Source organism: Streptomyces sp. NPDC001513, from assembly GCF_042894695.1.
Taxonomy (GTDB): domain Bacteria; phylum Actinomycetota; class Actinomycetes; order Streptomycetales; family Streptomycetaceae; genus Streptomyces.
Genome location: NZ_JBIAVU010000016.1, coordinates 163,310 through 180,471, shown reverse-complemented (window position 1 = coordinate 180,471; position 17,162 = coordinate 163,310). Strand labels below are relative to the sequence as shown.

The window sequence follows — 17,162 nt, the reverse complement described above, 5'->3', positions numbered from 1 at the left end:
AATGACCAACAGGCAAGCGGCGGGCGGCAGGCTCGAACCCGGCAGCGTGATCCGGGCGGCGTTGGAACTGCTGGACGAGAAGGGGCTGGAGGCGCTGTCCACCAGGGCGGTGGCCGAGCGGCTCGGCGTACGGATGAACACCGTGCTGTGGCACGTGAAGACCAAGGCCCGGATGCTGGAGCTGATGGCGGACGCGGTGGTCGGCGAGGTCCCGCTGGACGGCCTGCCCGAGGAGCCGGACCGGCGCGCCGGCGAGCTGGTCCGCCGCTACCGCCGCGCCCTGCTCGCCCACCGGGACGGGGCGGCCCTGGTCGTCGGCACCTACGCCGCCGAACCGCACACCCTGAGCCTGGCCGAAGCGATCGTCGGCTCGCTCCTGGACGGCGGCCGGAGCGAGCGGGAGGCCGCCTGGACCACATGGGCGGCCATCTACTTCACCCTGGGCCTCACCCAGGAGGAGCAGGCGGCCGCGCGGCAGCCCCTCGGCAACCGGCTGGCCGAGGCGGTCTCCGAGGCGAGCCACCCCGCCCTCCACCGCACGTTCGACCACCTCGCCGCCGACTCCTTCGACGACCGGTTCGAGTTCGGACTGGACGCGGTCCTCGGCCGGCGCTGAGCCGCGCGGGCGAGCCGGCGCCCGGGGCGGGATCCGTTCCGCGGCGGGCGGGGGAAGACCACGCGCAGCCTCTGGACCCCCGTTGCCGCGGCCTGCTCTGCTCCACGCGCACGGACGCGTCGTCGTGCGCCTGCGTGGCGGTAGCGGTGAGCACCTGGGCCATCTTCGCCCGGGCCGCGCCGTCCCGGACGTCCCCGATGCGCCGCAATGCGGTCAACGCCGCCTCCTGCACCGCGCCTTCGGCGTGCGCGGTCGCGCTGAGCCTGCTCGGATACGGCCCGGCGGCACCTGGGGCGAAAGGGCTCCGCAGGGTCGTGGTGGGGCGCTAGCCTGGGCCTGCCGGACGCTCGATGTGGGGGGTGCCGATGGCGGGCCGCGGGATGGGCGCACAGGGCGGCAGACAGCGCCGACTGTGTCTGATCGTGGACGTGGAGAAGTACAGCGGGCGCAGCCATCAGGCCCAGATGCGGGTGCAGGACGGGGTCGCCCACGCGCTGGACTACGCCTGTGAGCGGGGCGGAGTGCGCTGGCAGGGGTGCGAGCGGCAGGACCGTGGCGACGGTCAACTGCTCCTGCTGCCCGCCGGGGTGGACGAGGCGAAGGCCGTGCCCGGACTGGTGCAGGGGCTGCGGGACATGCTGCCCGTGCTCAACGCCCGGGCGGCGGCCGACGAGCAGATCCGACTGCGCGCCGCGCTCGCGCAGGGGTCGGTGCAGCGGGCGCCGCTGGGCTTCGTCGCCTGGTCGGTGGAGCTGGCGTCGCGGCTGCTGGACTCCGCGGAACTGCGTACGGCGCTCGCGGAGTCGGCGGGCAGCGACATGGCGCTGATCGTGTCGGCCGACCTGTACGCGGACACCTTCGCGACCGGTGCGGGCGGTCTGACCGGCTCGGCGTTCCGTCCGGTGCGGGTGGACATCCCGGAGAAGCGGTTCTCCTCGGACGCGTGGATCAGTGTGCTGCCCCGGGGCCGTACGGCTCCCCTCGGGGTGGCGGTTCCCCCGCCGGGCGCGCGTGCGGCCCGGCGCGGCCGCGGTGTACGGGCGGGCGGCGCCGCCCTCGGCGTGTCCGGGACGTACATGCTGGTCAGGGCACAGCACCAGCGGGACCCCGAGGGCCACACCACGGACTCGCACGACCAACACGACCAGCACGAGGAACACGTCCAGCGGATCGGCGAGGAGTTGGCGGACATGAGCCATGACGGCCACGAGGGCGAGCAGACCTGGGACGACGGGCACCTCTCCGAGAACGAGGTGATCGAGTCGGCCGACGGGACGGGCTACACCTCGGTCTCGGACTACGTGCACGGCGAGAACGGCCACGAGCCCGACCCGCATCCCGTGGCGGACTGGGACGACGACCACGGCCATGACCGGTGGTGAGGATCAGGTCGAGGCGGCCCTGAAGTAGAGCTCCTCGCACAGCTCGCGGGCCGTGCGGGCGTGGCGTTGCAGGACCCGTGACGGCCCCGATTCCAGCTGCCGCCACCGGGCCGCCGCCTCGGCTGCCGTACGGGCCGCGTGCGCGGATGCCGAGGCCGATGCCGATCCCGATGCGGTCGTACCGGGGGTCGGTTCCGGCAGGCCGAGGCAGGCGGCCGTCGTCGTGCCGGTGGCCAGGCGGAGCAGGGCCTCGGTGTCGGGCCCGGACAGGCGGAGCCGCCCGGCCGCGAAGTCGGCCAGCGCCGGGGCGAGTTCGGTCTGCCGCAGCAGCGGGTGGCGGCGCAGGGCGGCGACGCCGGCGCGCAGGTCGTCGAGGGCGCGGCGGGCCGCCGGGGCGAGGGCGACGTCACCGAGCGCGATGCGGGCGGCCTCGTCGAGCAGGCCGAGGGAGGCGGCGGCCCGCAGCCGGTCGGCGGCCGCGACGAAGCGCTGCCGGATCTCGTCGACGAGCGCGTCGATGCCCGAAGCCTCGCGCAGCGCCGCCAGCAGGGGCCGGGCGCCGGGACCGGCCAGGGTGGGTACGGCGTCCACGGCGGCGCTGATGCCGTAGCAGCCCAGCAGGTCCAGTACCCGGGCGCGGCCGGGCATGTCGAGGGGACCGTCGGCCCAGTGCAGGAACTCCTGCGGGGAGTACAGCGCCTTGTCCAGGTCTTCGCGCGGCGCGGTCGCGAGCCGCCGCAGCAAGGCGGCGTCGGCCTCGGTGAACTCCTCGCCCAGCGCCGTCTGCGCCAGCAGCCCCGCCACGGGCACGACACCGGACAGCAGGCCGGTCAGCCGGGCGGTGTAGGTGGCGGCGACGCGGCGGGCCCGGGGCCAGGGGTCGCCGGTACCGTCGCCGAGCTCGTCGATGCGGCTGAGGACGCCGACGACGTTGAGGGCGGTCATCCGGTCGTGCGCCTGGCGGCGCAGCGCCTCCAGCGCCTCCGCGTCCCCGGCGCCGGGGTGCGGCATGACGTACAGCAGCGCGTCGGCGGCGCCGAGCGCGCGCAGCGCGATGCCGTCGAGTCCGCTGAGGGTGTCCATGCCGGGGGTGTCCACCAGCATCCACGGGCGGTCCGGGTCCTGGCCGCCGGCGGTCTCGACGACGATCTCCTCGATCTCCTCGCGGGTCGAGCCGAGCAGGGTCAGGTCGCGGGGGACACCGCCACCGGGGCGGCCGGGTACGTGGTAGCGGCGGCCGTCGGTCCGGCGTACCTCCAGGCGGTTCTGCACACCGCCGCGGAACCAGGCGACCAGCGTGGTGCATTCGGTGGCCCCGGTGGCGGCCAGGCGGCGCCCGAGCAGGGCGTTGACGAGGGTGGACTTCCCCGCGTTCATCCGGCCGCCGACGGCGATGCGCAGGCCGGGTTCGGCCAGCCGCAGCCGTACGGCGGCCAGCACGGCGGCGACGGGCGCGTCGGGCGGCAGGTACGGAGCGGCGGCCCCGCACAGCGCGTCGACGCGCCCGCACAGCTCACCCGCGGACACCCCGGCGGGGGCGGTCACGCGACCACCCGCCCGAGGGCCGCGGGCAGCGCAAGCACCCCGGACCCGGCCCCGACGACGGCACCGGACCCGCCGGGCAGCGCCCATGGGCCTGCGGCCCGGCGCGGGGCGTCCGCGGAAACCGCGGCCGGGCCGCCGGGGCGGCCCGCGGTCATGCGGAGTCCGGCTTCGGCTCCGGGACGGCGGCGGCGGCCGCGGCGGCGGCCGGGTGGCCGATGGCGGCGGCGAGATCACGGCCCCGGGTGATCAGCTCGCCCAGGGCGGCCGCGCGGCGCCGGGCGCGTTCGCGTTCCTTGGCGAGCTGTTCGCGGTCGGCCGCGAGGTTGCGCTGGAGTTCTTCCAGTTCGCCCTCCAGGAGCGCGCGCTGTGCGGAGACCTGGTCGGTGATGCGGGAGGCGATGCGTTCGCTGACGTCGTCGACGGTGCGGGTGATCTCCGGCGGGATCTCGGTGGTCAGTTCGGCCACCATGCGGTGTGCGTAGCGCATCGCGTCGCCGCGTACCCGGCCGAGGTCGGTACGACGCTTGCGGCGGTTGGAGAGCAGCGCGATCATGCCGAATCCGGCGGCGAGCGGCAGCAGGACCCCGCCGGTGGCCAGCGCCGTCACGGTGGCCGCGAGACCGCCCGCGCCCCAGGCGGGCATGACCCGCTCGACGAGGGCGAGGGCGCCGCTGTTGTCGTGGCCGGTGCTGACCAGGGTGGGGAGCGCGTCCAGCCGTTCGGGGCGGGCGAGGGCGAGTTCGGCGACGGCCGGACCGGCGTCCAGCCGGCACTGGTGCTCCATGAGGGCGACCAGCCGGGCGACGCCGTCCCGCGTGGCATTGTCCAGGTCCAGCCAGATGGCCTCGACGCCGGCCTCCAGGTCCCGGGGCAGTTCGGTGGCGAGGTCGGGGCCCGAGGACGCGGCGATCTTCTCCTCGGCGAGCTGGCGCAGGTCGTTGACGTTGCGCTGGAAGCCGACGCGGAGCCTGCGTTCGAGCTCCCGAGCCGCCTGGCGGAGGTTGCCGCGCCAGGTGGCGTCGGAACGCTGGAGGGCGCGCAGGGCGTCGCGGTGGCCGCGTACCTCTTCCTGGAGAGTGGGGTCCTGGGCGAGGGAGCGCAGCCGGCGTTCCTGTACGGCGGCGAGCGGGGCGAGCACGGAGAGCGTGACGTGCAGGGCGTTGGCGAGCCGCAGCCCGGCGGCCTCCTCGGCGATCCGGCCGGACAGCGCCTCGGTCAGCGGGCCGAAGCCGCTGGCCTCCAGGCGGCGCGCGGCGGTCTCCCGGTCACCGGCGGCGGTCGCCGCGTCCGCGTCCTCCTTGGCCCGGCTGCTGACGGGGAACCAGGGGGCGGCGGCGTAGCGGGGGGCGTGCTCGGCGAGGAGTGCACGGTTGCGTTCCAGTACGGCGGGCCACTCGCGGTACTTGTCGGTCTGGGTCAGGACGAAGACCACCTCGGCGATGCGTTCGGTGGCCTGCTCCAGGAAGCGGAGTTCGGACGCGGTCAGCTCGCTGGAACCGTTGACGACGAAGATCAGGGCGTCGGCCTGGGAGAGGGTCGCCATGGTGATCCGGGCGTGGCCGGCGACGAGCCCGCCGACGCCGGGGGTGTCCACGAGGGTCAGCCCGGAGGCGAGCAGGGGTGCGGGGACACCGACCTCGACGTGGTGGACGTCGTCGCGGCGGGCGGTCTGGGTGACGGGGTCGACGGCCGCGTACTCGGCGATGTCGGCCGGATCGACGGTGAGCGGGGCGGAGTCGCCGGTCAGGTGGGCGACGGCGGTGGGCCTTTCGGCGTGCCGGACGACGAGGTGGACGCCGGTGGCGACGTCGACCTCCACGGGCAGCAGGCCCCGGTGCCCGATCAGGGCGTTGATCAGGGAGCTCTTGCCGCGCTTCTTCTCACCGACGACGACGAGGGAGGCGGCGCCGGACCGGATGCGGGCCGCCTCGGCGCGGACGGCGGCGGCGAGTTCCGGGGAGACGGGCGCGCCGTCGGGGGACGAGCCGTGGGAGCCGTCCGCGGCGTCGGAGCGGGCGGCGCGGTCGAGGAGGACGGCGGCGTCCCCGACGAGGCGCAGCACCTCGGCGGCGCGGGGGTGGGCAGGGTGGTTGTCGGTCATGCGGACCCTCCTGGGTGGGAGCGGTGCGGGTCGCCGGGGCCGGAATCCGATGGGGCGTCGGGGTCGGGGTCGGGGTCGGCAGCGGGGCCGGCGGCGTCCTGTGCGCCGGCGGCGGGTGCTGCACCGGGGCCGGTGCCGGTGCCGGCTCGGCCGCCCGCGTCGGGGGCGAGGGCGCCCCACGCCCCGGCCGGGCCACCGGGGCCGGAAGGCGTGCCGGGGCGGGCGTCGCGGCCCGCCGGCCCGCCGGTGGCGGGAGTTGCGCCGCCGCCCGGGCTGTTGGCCGTACGGGGGCCGGGGACCTCACCGGAACCGGTATCGGACCCGGGAGCCGAGCCGGGAGCCGAGCCGGCGGCGGGTGGGGTGCCGGCATCGGCGGCGGGGGTGCCGAAGGCGCCGAAGTAGCCTTCGAACGAGGCTTGTTCGGCGTCCACCTCGCGGGGGCGGCCGAGGAGACCCGGGGCGGGCGGCTCCGGCTCGTACGCCGCGCTGCCCGTCAGGTACGACCCGGTGTCGGCGGGACGACGGACGGTACGGTGCTGCGGCGCGGGCCGGGGGCGCGGGGCCGGTGGCCGCTCGTCGGAGCGGTCCCCGTCGACCACGGACCGCCAGACCTCGTTCGCCCGTGCCCGGAAGCTCTTCCGGGCCTCCTCCCGGGGGCGGCGCTCCGTCCCCCGCGCCGGCTTCGGTTTCGGGTTCGCGGCGGCGGCCGGAGCAGGGGCGTGGGCAGGGGCCGGAGGGGCCGGTGCCGCCGTGCGCGGCGTACGGCGGTACGCGGTGACGTCCGCGCAGCAGGCGTGCGTCAGACCCGGCTCGCGGGCGTCGCGCGACCGCTGCCAGCCGGTGGTCAGGACGCAGTCCGCCATCGGCCCGGCGGCGAGGGCGGCGTCCCACAGGCCGTGTGCGTGCCCCGCCGGCAGCAGGTGGACGTCCGCGGGAAGGGCCGGCAGCCAGTGCCGCGCGGCGGCGGGGTCGGCCGGCCGCCCGCGCTCCGCCCAGGGCGCCGCCGCCGCGGTGCTGGTGAGGGTCTGCGCGTCCGATGCCAGGGCGACGTCCCAGACCGGGGCGGCCCAGGTCCGGTAGGTGGCGCCCGCCCAGTGCGGGAACGACGCCTCCAACTCGTCGAGGCCCGGCAGGTCGTGCGCGGCTGCCCGGTCCGGGTGGTGCCAGCCGACGAACCCGTACAGCGGCCTGCCGTGCTCGTCGTGCGCCATCTCGGGGCCCAGCAGCGGCACCGGGCAGGCGACGCCGACCAGAACCCCGTACCTGCCCCGGTAGAGGACGAAGCGGGGCGCGTCGTCGAGCCGCGTACCGCCGGCGACCAGGGCGAGGACCGTGCGTCCGAGTGGTCCCCCGGGCGTCGCCCCGTCGGGCAGCGCCCGCCACCAGCGGTCGATCCGGTACGTACGGCCGTAGACGACGGCCGACCAGCGGCCGCCCGGCTGCGGTCCGGGGCCGCCGTGCCCTTCGGTGTGTTCCGTGGACATCGCCGTCAGCCGATCTGGAGCTTGCCGGAGCGGTAGATGGGCATGTACCGCAGCTCCTCGACGAGTTGTTCGGCGCGGACGCGGGCGGCGGTGACCCGGGCCTGCGCCTCGCCGTGCAGTTCGCGGCCGGCGGCGATCTCGGCGTCCACCCGGTTGATCTCGCCCTTCTTGAAGTAGTTCCTGATCTTGCCGCCGCTGCGCAACCCGGCCAGTTCCTGCGCCTGTTCGTCGAGCTGCCGCTCCACGGCGCGTACGTGCTCCTCGCCGTGGCGGACGATGCCCTCGTCGAGGTAGTGCAACAGGGCGAAGATCATGGGGTGGTGCAGGTTCTGCGGGTCGACGAGCGTCGGGTCCACGGTGACGGGCGAGGCGCCGCCGAAGCTGCCGAGCTGTACGGGGCAGAGCATGGCCGTGACGCCTTCGGAGTCGATGACCTTGACCAGCTTGGAGAGGTTGCGCGCGGTCTTCTCCAGGGCCTCGTGGGTGGGCAGCCCGGAGATCGTCCCCAGCAGGTCGGCCTTGGTGACCAGCACGACGATCGAGGGCGAGGGCTCGCCCCGCTGCCGCCGCTGGTCGCAGACGTTGGAGATGGCGCGGGAGAAGCGGGCGATCTTCATGGGGTCGGCGGCGGGGTTGAGGTGGGCCGGGGTGTCGTCGGCGACCCAGCGGCCCACGTGCTGCCCGTCCAGGACGAGGAAGATGCTGTCGGAGCGCTCCAGGCGTGCGGTCAGGGTGGCGATGTCGGCGGGGGCGCCCTCGCCGCCGCGCTGGGTGGCCGCGCCGCCGCGGAAGTCCTGGCAGTCGAAGTCGACCAGCGAGGTCACGCCGTGGCGCAGGACGAACTCGTAGTCGGTCGGGTCCTCGTTGTTCGGCGCCGGCAGTCTGCCGTCGGCGCACAGCTTCTCCCAGGCCTCGGCGAGGTCGAGGTCGGTGTCCGGGTCGGTGGCGTACATGAAGTAGCCGCGCAGGCCCATCGAGAGGGTGGCGTACATGCCGTGCAGGTAGGTGGTCTTGCCGGAGCCGGTGGCGCCCAGCATGGTCATGGTGATCCGGTGGTCGCTCATGCGTGGAGTTCTCCCGTTTCGGTGGCGCGGGACGGACACGGGTTCGAGGGCAACGGGCTCAGAAGCAGGGGACGCCCTCCAGGAGGCCGGCGAGGCGTTCGGCCGGTTCGAAGAGGGGCTCCAGGAGCTCGTACTCGGCTTGGGCGGCGCGCTCGTGACGGGCGCTGATCTCGGCCCAGGAGCTCTCCTCCTTCCACCAGCTGGAGATCCGGTCCCAGGCGGTGTCGTTGGCGGCGGCCCGCCGGGCGGAGGTGAGGGAGTCCTCGATGGAGGAGTGCAGGGCCAGCCCCCGGCCGACGATCCCGTAGTGCAGGCTCCACAGCACCGGCACGGCCACGTTGACCGGTTCGGGGCCGCAGGCCACCAGCGCCACGGCGCCGCGCAGGTGCTGGGTCCGGGCCACTCCGGCGATCAGGGCGTCGAAGGGCTCCACGAGCCGGTCCAGCAGTCCCGGCCGGTCCAGGTCGAGCAGGTCGCTCTTGGTGAAGGCGAGGACGAGCGGGGTGAGCTGGTCGCCGCGGGCCTCCAGCGCCCGCTGCACCAGGACGGTCATCCGGCGCGTGTACCGGTGGGACCCGCTGTCGGTCAGGAGCTGGTGGGCGTCGACGAACACGACGATGCCCTGGGCCTCGACGAGGTCCTGCTGGAGCTGCCCGGCCTGCGGGCTGTCGGCCTGGCGTTCCGTCAGGGCGCCGCCGCGGTAGTCGCGCCAGCGGAAGGGCAGCACGTCGCGGCCCTGGTACTGCAGGACGAAGTCGAAGACCTGGCGCCTGCTGCTCATGCCGGGGTAACGGCCGCGCAGCACGGACTCGGCGGCGGAGGTCAGCGCGCCGTGGACGTGCAGGTCGTCGGTGCGCAGGCTGAAGCCCTGGATGCCGTCACGCATCGCGGCGTACATGAGTGAGACGTAGGTGGTCTTGCCTGCCGCGCTGTGGCCCAGCATGACGATGTCCATCGGGCTCCCTCGGCGTCGTGGGAAGGGCGGGTGTACGGGATACGGGTGGGTCAGGGGTACGGGTGGGTGAGGGAGGCGGTGGTCGGGGATGTCGGTGTCGGGGATGTCGGTGTCAGGAGTGCGGCACGAAGCGGAAGCCCAGGTCCCCGTCCGGGTTCAGATAACGCCGGACGCGCCCGCCCGGGGCCGCCGCATCGCCGTCCGCGTCCGGCGGCCGCGCCGCCTCCGTCGATCCGGGCGTTCGCGTCGCCGGCAGGTCGGCCAGGGCGCCGAGGACGACGGCTGACTTGGGGTCGGCGGTGAGCAGCGGCAGCCGGCCGGTCCGCTCGGCGATCAGGTCGGACACCCGGGGGGTGCGGCTGGCCCCGCCGGTCAGGACGATCTCGTGCACGTCCGCGGGGTCGAGCCCGGCGTCCGCGATGGTGGCCGCCAGCAGCTCGTAGCTGCGGGTGAGCAGGGGCTCGGCGGCGGCGCTGTACTCGTGCGCGCGGATCAGGAACGGCTGCGGGTAGCCGGGCACGGCGAGGTCCACCGAGCCGGTCTGCGAGAGGGCCTCGCGCGCCGCCGTCAGCTCCCGCCCGAGCGCGGCCCGCTGGGCGGCGGCGGGCGGCCCGGGGTCGTCCCAGAGGGCGTGCCAGGGGTCGGGGTCGCGGTCGGCGGCCCGTTCGGCGAGGAGGTCGCGCAGGCACTCGTCGAGGTCCTCGCCGCCGAGGTAGGGGTCACCTCCGATGGCGACGGTGTCGAACCCGCGGGCGGTACGGCGCAGCACCGCGGTGTCGAAGGTGCCGCCGCCGAGGTCGTAGACGGCGACGGCGCCGCCCTCGGGCACCGCGTGGACCTGGCCGTGGTGCAGCGCGGCCGCCACCGGTTCGGGCAGGAAGCCGGGGTCGGCGATGCCCGCGCGGGCGGCGGCGTCGGCGAGCCTGCCGCGTTCGGCCGTTCCCCAGCGGGCGGGGTGGGTGAGGACGGTACGGGAGGGCGCGCGGCCCTCGTGCGCCGCGCGGGCCTCGGCGTACACGCGGCGCAGGACCGCGGCGGCCAGTTCGGCGGCGGGGACGGTCCGGCCGCCCAGCAGCACCGCCGACTGCCGGGCCAGGGCCCGCTTGGGGGCGCGTTCGGCCTGGTCGGTGTGGTGTGCCGCGCGCTGCTGCGCGGCGCGGCCGGTGAGGAGGGCGCCGCTGTCGTCCAGGCAGACCAGGGCCGGCAGGCAGCGGCTGTTCTCGATTTCCAGGGAGCGGGGGCCGACGGCACCCTCGGCGGTCTCGTCCCCGAACGTGGCCGCCGTGGTGAAACAGGTGCCGAAGTCGACGGCGAGCGACCACTCCCGCTCCCCTCGCCCCGCACGGGCGGTGCCCCTGCCGTTGGCCACGACTCCCCCTGGGTGACGTCGTCCCGCTCCCTGGCCCGGCGCTCCCCGCGCCGGGAGCCTCATCGTGGCGGAGGGCGGCAGTCGAGAACCGGTCAGGTGAGGGAATGCGAGCGCACGCCCGGGTTGCGGGGATCCGGCGGCACCGAAGGCGTCGGAGGGGCCTACGGCCGCAACAACTTGACTGGTGAGTAGGCACGTTGAGGTCGACTGTGGTCTGTGGTGCAGATGGGGAATGTCTCGCTCCACCAGCCCGGCGCGCTACCTGATCCGGTCTGTCCATCTCATCCCCGGACAACTTCCGCGTGCGTTAAGTTCCTCGCACTGGCACCGCCCGTGCACGAGCGGGCGTGAAAGCCGAGGGGGGCTCCCATGCGTACACACACCCAGTCCAGCTCCAGGAACCACACGACCGCGATGAGTCGTTGGCCCCGGGGCACAGTCATGGCCAATTTGGCGGCCGACGACCGCGAGACGCTGATCGGCCTCGGCCGGGTCGTCACGTACGGCGTCGGGGAAGCCCTCATAAGGGAAGGAGGCCCCGAGACGACGGCCCTGCTGATCACCTCGGGCTGCGTGAAGGTCTTCGGCGGCGCCGAGGACGGCGCCACCGTACTGCTGGCCCTGCGCGTGCACGGCGAAATCGTCGGCGAGATCTCCGCGCTGGACGGCCAGCCCCGGTCCGCCACCGTGGTCGCGGTCCGGCCCACCGTCACCCGGGTCCTGACCGCCGCCGCCTTCCGCTCCTTCTTACGGGAGAGCCCGACCGCGTCGGAGGTCGTACAGCGGTCGGTGGCGGGCAAGCTGCGCGGGGCCACGCGCCACCGCATCGACTCCAGCAGCGGCACGGCCACGGTCCGCCTCGCCCGCACCCTGGACAACCTGGTACGCAGCTACGCGCGCACCGTCCCCGAGGGCCTGCGGATCGACGTACCGCTGAGCCACGCGGACCTCGCCGCCCTCGCCGGGATCTCCGACGCCAGCGTGCAGCGCGCCCTGCGCAGCCTGCGCGCCGCCGGTGCGGTGGCCACCAAGTACCGGGGGGTCATCGTCCGCGAGCCCGGCATCCTGCGGGCCATCGCGGGGCAGAGCGGCTGGCCGGCCGCCGAGAACCTGCTCCCGGGGGTCCCCACCCCGCGCGGACCCCGGCCGCCCCGGCCCAAGCGGCCGCCGCTGGAACCGAGCCCGCCACGGGCCGAACCGTCCACCGGGCCCTACCGCGCACCGCTGGCCGGACACGGCCCGGCGCCCGCGCCCGCGCCGGCGGCGGCGCCGGACGAGGACGATCCGCTGTCCGAGACGGGCTGAGCCCTCTTCCCCGGCCCTTCCCCGGCCCTCCCCCGGCCCTCCCCCGCCCCGCCCCGCAATCGGACCGCATTCGGACCGCACCAGGCTCACATCGGCCCGCACCGTGTCCAAAAATGCGTCACCTGACCAATTCTCGTGGCGCTCCCCCGGCGACAGTGGTCCGCGACAGCCAACGCGCTTGGGGGGTTGGTGCAGTGAGCAGAGGCACATTCGAACGCGCTCTCCGGCGCGCGCGGGGGCGGGCGCCGGCGCGGCCGTCCGTCATACCGGGCCCGACCCATCGGGATCCGCAGGCGCTGGCCGCGGAGCTGCGGGAGCTGGCCGCCCACCCGCGGGCCGGCTCCCACAGCACCGCGCTGCGGGAGCTGGCGGAGGCGGTGGCGCGCGGCTCCGGTCTGGAGGTCTGGGCGGGCGGCGGCCTGGTCGCGGCGTACGGCGGGCCCGACGCCCTGGCCCCGGGCCCGGACAAGGACGCCGCGCGGGGCCGCAGGCTGGGCGTCCTGCCCACGGTTCTGGTGTTCGTACCGCTGCTGATCACCTGGTTCGGGCTCGGCGCCGCCGCCTGGGCGTACCAGCGGATGCGGGACGCGGGCAGCACGGCACAGGGCTCGTTCCTGACGCTGTGGCAGCAGGGCTTCGACGGACAGCTGTGGCCGGTGCTGCGCTTCGACATGATGGCGCTGTGGACGGTCCTGGCCCTGTCGGCGCTGGCCACGGCCACCATGCTGCGGCACCGCTGGGAGGAGCGAGACGAGAGCGAACGCCGGCTGCTGTCCCAGCGGTTGTCCGGGGCGCTCGCCCAGACCCAGGCGCTGGCCGCCGGCGCCGCGGCGGCCTCGCCCGGACGGTTCACGGCCGAACTCCAGGGCGCGGCCGAGCGGCTGCGTGACCTGCTGAGCCAGGCCGCCACCGTCCAGCAGAGCGCCCGGAACCTGGTCGTCCAGGCGGACAGCGCGGCCGGCCGCAGCGTCGTCGCCACGGCAGCCCTCGACTCCGCGGCGGGCGCGCTGCGCTCGGGGACCACGCAGATGCGTACGTCGGTGGAGAGCGCCACGGCGGCGGCGGACGAGGTGGCCGCCGGGAGCCGGCTGCTGGCGGAGAGCGTCGACGCGGCCGTCACCGCCCTGCGTACGTCGGTCACGGAATCGTTCGTCACGGCCGGACGGGACGCGGCGCAACTCATCGGCGCGGCCGGGGAGTCCGTAGCGTCCCGGTTCGACGCGGTCGCGGTGGCGGCGGAGGAGCGGGAGTCCACCGCCGCCGGGCACGCGGCCGAGTCGATGGACCGGGTGGGCCAGGAGGTCCGCGAGGCGCTGACGGCGGCGCGCGGGTCCTTCGCCGAGTCGACGCAGCTGCTGGGCTCGGCCGTGCACGGCCTGGACCGCTCGCTGACCACGCTGCCCGCCTCGCTGGAGGCCTCCGCGTCCGAGGGGGCCGAGCGGATCGGCATGGCCTACGAGCTGGCGGTCGCCGCCCTCGCGGCCTCGCTGCGCCAGGAGGTTCGCGCCGTCTCGGACGAACTGGCCGACCGCATCGAGGAGTTGCGGGACGCCGTGGCCGCCCAGCAGACGACGCAGCACGATCTGCGTGCGGGTCGCCAGCTGTACGAGGCCCAGCTGAGCGCCGCGGTGACGGAGTTCCACGACACGCTCCGCACCCTCACCGAGGCCCTCCGCGAGGCGGGTCTCGCCGTCACCGACCCCGCCCCCACCCGGCACGGCGCAGCCGCCCCGGACCAGGCCCCGGACAACCCGGCGGACGCGGGCCGGTACGCGCATGGCGCGGATGCCCCCGACCAAGGCCGGAACGACACGGAAGCTGCCGGCCGGGACACGCACGGCGTAGACGACCCCCGCCAGTACCGGAACGACACGGCGGATGCGCGCCGGAACGCGCATGGCGCGGACGCCCCCGGCCAAGGCCGGAACGACACGGCTGGAGCCGGCCAGAACGCGCTCGCCGCAGGTGGCCCCGACCTGGACCGGGGCGGGGCTCCGGGGTGGGAGCGCGACGGCGCGCGGGGCGGGGAAGACGGGGAGGGGGCGCGGTGAGCCGGGACGCGGGGCGTCCGGGCGGCACCTACCTCGCCGGGTGGCTGTTCGCGGACCTGTTGCTGGTGATCGTGCTCGTGGTGCTCGGCAGCGAGGTGCCGGCCGCCGCACCGGACCCGAACCCGGGCCCGACGCCAACGACCACGACCACGGCGGATCCGGGCCGCAGCCCCTCCCCCACCCCCTCGGACACCTCCCGGCCCGGCGGGCTCGACCCGGTCACCGTCTCCGTCGGCATCCACCTCGACCCCGACGCCCTGATCTCGGGCCGTTCCTCCGAGACCGCCGAACTCACCCGGCAGATCACCCAGGAGATCAAGCGCTACGAGGGCCGGACCGCGGCCTTCGTGATGGTCTTCGGCACCGTCCGCACCGGCTCCGGCTCCGCCGGCTCCGTCGACACCGGCCGCAGCGACACGTACGCCACGGCGGTGGCCAAGCTGCTGCCCCAGGCCGCACCGCAGTTCTTCCCCCCGTACTCGGAGAAGATCATCCGCGGCTATCACGACAGCGGTCAGGGCATCCCCTCCGGCACCGCGCGGATCGAGCTCTTCTTCCTCCTGTCCTGACCCCGGACACCCCCTCAACAGCCCGACAGCCCAACGGCCCAACGGCCCGACAGCCTCGACGGAGTGTGGATCGCTGTGACCTCCACGACGAAAAACCTGAGCCTCACCGACCTCCGGCTCTTCGCCCAGCAGACCCTGACCATGCTCAGCGAGCAGGACGTCCCCGACACACCCGAGGCACACGCGTCACGGGACCGTGTCCAGGCACTGGCCGGCGAACTCGCCTCCCGGCTCGACGCGCCGGTCACCATCGGCGTGGTCGGGGAGTACTCCGTCGGCAAGTCCCTCCTCCTCGGCACCCTGCTGGGCAAGCCCGACCTGCTGCCCGTCGAGGCCGCCCCCAGTACGGGCAACATCACCGTGCTGGAGCTGACGCGCGGCGCACCGGGCAGCGCGACGGCCGTCGCGTCGACCACCGACATCACCTTCCTCGACGAGGAGCAGCTCGCCGCCTGCGTGGGCGCCATCCTCGGCGAACTCGTCGCCACTCTGGACGCCAAGCAGCCGAAGCTCGGCGCGGGCGAGATGCTCGGCGGCTACAACCCGGTCACCGACCCGCGCGGCTGGGCGCCCTTCGAGGCCTGGTACCCGCGGCTGTGGCCGTCGGCCACCGGCCCGGTCGCGTACGAGACGATCTCCGCGGCGCACCGGGACGCCGTCACCGAGCTGTGCCGGATCCGGGACGCCGCCCTCAGCCAGCGGGACCTGCTGGGCAAGCCCATCGGGGTGGCCACGGAGTCGATCCGCGCGGCCCTGGTACTGGAGGCGGCCCGGCGCACTCCGCAGACGCCGCCCAAGCGGACCGTGCAGCCCTTCGACATGGCGCAGCTGAAGCAGGAGAAGACCGCGCCGGACGCGCTGCGCCGGGCCTTCCCGCTGATCGAGCGGGTGACGCAGCAGGTCTCGCTGTCCCCGGAGCACTGGGACATCGGCGGGCTCACGGCCGAGGACCACACCGTACGGCTGCTGGACTTCCCCGGTATCGGGGCGGCGGGTTCGTACGGGCGGGACACCTTCCTCAGCCGCCGCGAGCTGGTGAACGTGCACACGATCCTGCTGGTGCTCAGCGCCTCGCGGGCGGAGTCCAAGGGCGCCTCCGCGTTCTGGGAGATGCTGACCGAGGACGGGCGGCAGCCGCAGGCGCTGGCCAGTGCCGCCCTGGTCGCCGCCAACGCCTTCGACCTTGCGAAGCCGCCGGCGCTCAGCCAGTACCCCGACGGACCGCTGCCGCTGGAGAAGCTGCTGCCGCACGCCGCCGAGATCAACGGCGTCCACGTCTATGGCAACAAGTTCGTGGCGCAGCGCGAGGACGGCATCGTCGTGGTGTCCTCGGTCAGCGCCATCCGCGCGCACGAGCTCTCGTACACCGCGACCTCCCTCGAGACCCGGGACCGGATCAGCGCGGCGCTGCGCGACCTGGATCCGCCGGGCACCCGGCGGTGGGAGCCGATCGCGGCCCGGCTGGCGGCGGCCGAACCGGCCAACGCGTGGACGCCGCGGCTGCGCGCGTACGACGAGGACGGCGGCATCACGCGACTGCGCACGCTGATCGAGAACCACGTACGGCGCCACGGGCTCGCCCAGAAGCTGGAGCGCGCGCAGAGCTCGCACCACAAGCTGGCGCGCGAACTCACCGTGCTGCGCGGGCATGTGCGGCGGGCGGGAGGCGGCGGCCGGTCGGAGGAGTACCGGGAGCTGTCGCAGAGGCTGACGGAGTTCCGCAGGCTGCTCGACCGCATGCTGCCCGCCCTGCACGCGCTGCGCGACGGGGGCCTGCCGGGCGGGCCGGACGGCGGGCCCGACGCGCAGGAGGGGGGCGGGCGGCCGCCCCGGCGGAACGAGACCGCCGAGGCGGTGCGCGACGAGGTGTTCGACTGGCGGGAGTGGCAGGAGCTGCTGGGCCGGGCCGAGCGGGACCGGCACCATCTGGTGCCCCGCAGCGAGCCGCCGTCCAGCGAGGGCATCCCGATCAAGCAGCGTCCGGGCCGCGCGGCGGTGGCCGCCGCCACGCCGGCGGGCACCGGAACCGGTACCGACGGCGCCTCCGCGGACTCCTCGGAGACCTTCCTCGACAAGTTCCGTTCGCTGGTCGACCGCCGTACCGACGAGGGCCGCGACCAGTTGCGTACCTGGTTCGAGAACTGGGCGGCGTACTGGCGCGAGGAGTTCGCACCGCTGCGTGCCTGGATGGCCGAGGGAGCCACCGACGCCGCGCTCAGCGAGCTGTTCACGCGGCTGCGCGGCAGTGCGCAGAAGGCCGACGACCAACTGGACCACCTGTGGACGGCGCTGGATCCGGTGACGGCCACGGACCGGATCACCGAGCTGCTCTCCTCCCCCGGCCCCACCCCCGGGGACCAGGAGGCCCGGTTCCCGGCCCGCTCCCCGCACGCCCTGCCCTGGCACCACCGGATGCCGCTGCTCGACCCGCAGTCCGAGGAGCGCGAGCGGCATCCGCTGCTGGTGGTGCAGCTGCGCCAGCACACGGCGGACGCGGCCGCCCGGATGGTCACCGAGTACCTGGGGCGCGCCCTCGCCCTGATCGAGAAGGACCTCGTCGACCTGTACACGAAGGCGGGCGAGTACCTGCCCAAGGAGACGGAAGTGAGGCCGCCGCGTCCGTCCTTCGCCTCCTCCGCCGCACCGCACGACGGCGACGACGACGGAGCCGAGCCCGACCAGCCCATCGACGTCCTCATCCGAGCCTGGAGCACCGACTGA

General features: G+C 75.1%; 12 protein-coding genes. 6 read left to right on the top strand and 6 right to left on the bottom strand.

Annotated features, from left to right (window positions below; all coding sequences use genetic code 11):
• Window position 1: 1 nt before the first annotated feature.
• Both ACFYZ4_RS32070 and ACFYZ4_RS32065 read left to right on the top strand, forming a co-directional pair.
• Window positions 2–616 (top strand): TetR/AcrR family transcriptional regulator C-terminal domain-containing protein, encoded by a 615-nt coding sequence (locus ACFYZ4_RS32070; protein WP_384348960.1) that lies wholly within the window; start codon window positions 2–4, stop codon window positions 614–616.
• A 365-nt stretch (window positions 617–981) separates the two neighbouring features.
• On the top strand, window positions 982–1,998 hold the full coding sequence (locus tag ACFYZ4_RS32065; RefSeq protein ID WP_390785505.1) for a hypothetical protein: 1,017 nt from the start codon (window positions 982–984) through the stop codon (window positions 1,996–1,998).
• A 3-nt stretch (window positions 1,999–2,001) separates the two neighbouring features.
• Here ACFYZ4_RS32065 and ACFYZ4_RS32060 read toward each other — a convergent pair whose 3' ends face one another.
• From ACFYZ4_RS32060 to ACFYZ4_RS32035, 6 genes are all read right to left on the bottom strand, one after another.
• Window positions 2,002–3,543: a GTPase gene (locus ACFYZ4_RS32060; protein WP_390785504.1), complete on the bottom strand. Its 1,542-nt coding sequence runs from the start codon at window positions 3,541–3,543 to the stop codon at window positions 2,002–2,004.
• 151 nt (window positions 3,544–3,694) lie between these two features.
• Window positions 3,695–5,644, bottom strand: a complete 1,950-nt coding sequence (locus tag ACFYZ4_RS32055) for a dynamin family protein (protein ID WP_390785503.1) — start codon at window positions 5,642–5,644, stop codon at window positions 3,695–3,697.
• On the bottom strand, window positions 5,641–7,128 hold the full coding sequence (locus tag ACFYZ4_RS32050) for a hypothetical protein (protein ID WP_390785502.1): 1,488 nt from the start codon (window positions 7,126–7,128) through the stop codon (window positions 5,641–5,643). Before ACFYZ4_RS32050 ends, ACFYZ4_RS32055 begins: the two co-directional genes overlap by 4 nt.
• A 5-nt stretch (window positions 7,129–7,133) precedes the next feature.
• A complete protein-coding gene (locus ACFYZ4_RS32045) occupies window positions 7,134–8,192 on the bottom strand; it encodes a hypothetical protein (protein WP_390785501.1) in 1,059 nt (352 codons plus the stop codon).
• Window positions 8,193–8,250: 58 nt separating this feature from the next.
• Complete coding sequence (locus ACFYZ4_RS32040) at window positions 8,251–9,147, bottom strand: hypothetical protein (RefSeq protein WP_351290899.1); 897 nt, start codon at window positions 9,145–9,147, stop codon at window positions 8,251–8,253.
• 112 nt (window positions 9,148–9,259) lie between these two features.
• The gene (locus ACFYZ4_RS32035; RefSeq protein WP_390785500.1) at window positions 9,260–10,516 is read right to left on the bottom strand and encodes an Hsp70 family protein; all 1,257 of its coding nucleotides are present in this window, start codon (window positions 10,514–10,516) and stop codon (window positions 9,260–9,262) included.
• A gap of 441 nt (window positions 10,517–10,957) precedes the next feature.
• Between ACFYZ4_RS32035 and ACFYZ4_RS32030 the strand changes: the two genes are divergently transcribed.
• The 4 genes from ACFYZ4_RS32030 to ACFYZ4_RS32015 all read left to right on the top strand — a co-directional run bounded on the left by ACFYZ4_RS32030 (window position 10,958) and on the right by ACFYZ4_RS32015 (window position 17,162).
• The gene (locus ACFYZ4_RS32030) at window positions 10,958–11,821 is read left to right on the top strand and encodes a Crp/Fnr family transcriptional regulator (RefSeq protein ID WP_390785499.1); all 864 of its coding nucleotides are present in this window, start codon (window positions 10,958–10,960) and stop codon (window positions 11,819–11,821) included.
• A gap of 194 nt (window positions 11,822–12,015) precedes the next feature.
• Window positions 12,016–13,872 carry a hypothetical protein gene (locus tag ACFYZ4_RS32025; protein WP_390785498.1) on the top strand — a complete coding sequence of 619 codons (1,857 nt, stop codon included), beginning with the start codon at window positions 12,016–12,018 and terminating at the stop codon, window positions 13,870–13,872.
• Window positions 13,869–14,441 (top strand): hypothetical protein, encoded by a 573-nt coding sequence (locus ACFYZ4_RS32020; protein WP_390785497.1) that lies wholly within the window; start codon window positions 13,869–13,871, stop codon window positions 14,439–14,441. Before ACFYZ4_RS32025 ends, ACFYZ4_RS32020 begins: the two co-directional genes overlap by 4 nt.
• Before the next feature lie 75 nt (window positions 14,442–14,516).
• Window positions 14,517–17,162, top strand: coding sequence for a hypothetical protein (locus ACFYZ4_RS32015; RefSeq protein WP_390785496.1), 2,646 nt, complete (start codon window positions 14,517–14,519; stop codon window positions 17,160–17,162).